Annotated in this window: 2 protein-coding genes; both read left to right on the plus strand. The window is 60.7% G+C overall.

Features of this window, described 5'->3' with window-relative positions; translation table 11 throughout:
* Nucleotides 1-721: 721 nt before the first annotated feature.
* Nucleotides 722-1,231 carry an MbeB family mobilization protein gene (locus HGP28_RS18845; protein ID WP_032433972.1) on the plus strand — a complete coding sequence of 170 codons (510 nt, stop codon included), beginning with the start codon at nucleotides 722-724 and terminating at the stop codon, nucleotides 1,229-1,231.
* A gap of 6 nt (nucleotides 1,232-1,237) precedes the next feature.
* The gene (locus HGP28_RS18850; RefSeq protein WP_021527181.1) at nucleotides 1,238-1,450 is read left to right on the plus strand and encodes an MbeD family mobilization/exclusion protein; all 213 of its coding nucleotides are present in this window, start codon (nucleotides 1,238-1,240) and stop codon (nucleotides 1,448-1,450) included.
* The last annotated feature ends 204 nt before the right edge of the window (nucleotides 1,451-1,654 follow it).

A 1,654-nucleotide genomic window follows, 5' to 3' on the forward strand; every position in this document is an offset into this window, starting at 1 on the left:
TGCGGCATGCCGTGCTGGAAAAGGGGGCAGACGATGATCGTTAAGTTTCATCCGCGAGGGCGAGGCGGCGGTGCCGGGCCGGTGGATTATCTGCTGGGGAAAGACCGCCAGCGCGACGGGGCCATCGTCCTGCAGGGAAAGCCGGAGGAGGTCCGGGAGCTTATCGACGCCTCGCCCTACGCCAAAAAGTACACCTCCGGCGTCCTGTCTTTTGCTGAACAGGATTTACCGCCCGGCCAGCGTGAAAAGCTGATGGCGAGCTTCGAGCGGGTTCTGATGCCCGGACTCGATAAAGACCAGTACAGCGTGCTGTGGGTTGAACACCGGGACAAGGGGCGGCTGGAACTGAATTTTCTGGTACCGAACACGGAACTGCTGACCGGCAGGCGTCTCCAGCCGTACTACGACCGGGCAGACCGTCCGCGCATCGATGCGTGGCAGACCGTGGTGAACGGGCGACTGGGGCTGCACGACCCGAACGCACCGGAGAACCGGCGCGCGCTGGTGACGCCATCTTCGTTACCCAAAACGAAGCAGGAAGCCGCAGAGGCTATTACGCGGGGCTTACTGGCCCTCGCCTCGTCAGGGGAGCTTAAAACGCGTCAGGACGTCACTGAGGCGCTGGAAAGCGCAGGTTTTGAGGTCGTGCGCACCACAAAGAGCAGCATCAGCATTGCCGACCCGGACGGAGGGCGAAACATCCGACTTAAGGGAGCCATCTATGAACAGTCTTTTAACGCTGGCGAAGGACTTAGAGCAGAAATCGAAAGCGCAGCAGCAGAGTACCGGCGAAATGCTGAAAGCCGCATTCAGCGAGCACGAGAAGTCTGTCAGAGCGGAACTGAGCGAAAGCGGGAAGAGAATCAGCGCCGCCATCCGCGCCCACGAGCAGGGTATGAGCGCGGCCATGCAGTCGAACCGCCTGAGCGTGATGCGTATGGTCGGGCGGACATGGCTGACCATCACGATGGTGTCAGGACTGCTGTTCGCCAGCCTGAGCGGGGTGTTGTGGTATCAGGGGAGCTTGATAGCGTCAAATCTGGCCGAAATCGACCGGCAGAACGCAGCGCTGTCGAAGCTGAACGCGAAGACCTGGGGCGTGACGTACCTGGAAGACAGCAACGGACGTTTTCTGGTGCTGCCGAAGGGGACGGCCGTAGACAGGACGCAGAGCTGGACGGTCGGGAACGGGCGGTCGAAGCAGAACGCGCTGAGACTGGTGAAGGAGTAAGTGCCGATGACCGAGCTGGAAAAACAGTTGCTGAGCGCATTAGAGCAGCTACAGCAGGACTACTCGAAAAGGCTGGACGAGTGGGAGAGCGCCTTCGGGGAATGGCGGAAAATGTCAGGGCTTATGCAACGGGAGAACGCGGCGCTGAGCGAGCGCGTGACGCGCTTGAGTCAGCAGGTGGAACGCTTGAGCGGGCAACTGCAGCGTTTGAGCCGGTAGTGCAGCGTCATGAGATGGCCGTGGCCGCAGAACGGGCGCACGAGCAACGGCAGCACGAAAAGGAACTGACGGAAGCGCGTTCCCGGCAGCGAAGCTATGACGGTCCGTCGCTGGGCTGAAATGCAGGAAAACAGGGTTCTCATCGGGCATTTACGCTGAAACCGGATGTCATTCACCTGGCTGCATGGCTATGCAGCCAGGTAA

This window comes from Vibrio agarilyticus (assembly GCF_012641465.1).
Lineage (GTDB): Bacteria > Pseudomonadota > Gammaproteobacteria > Enterobacterales > Vibrionaceae > Vibrio > Vibrio agarilyticus.

Coding starts and splice junctions, on each gene's coding strand:
- HGP28_RS18845 (WP_032433972.1), top strand. CDS start 722: ATGAACAGTCTTTTAACGCTGGCGAAGGACTTAGAGCAGAAATCGAAA.
- HGP28_RS18850 (WP_021527181.1), top strand. CDS start 1,238: ATGACCGAGCTGGAAAAACAGTTGCTGAGCGCATTAGAGCAGCTACAG.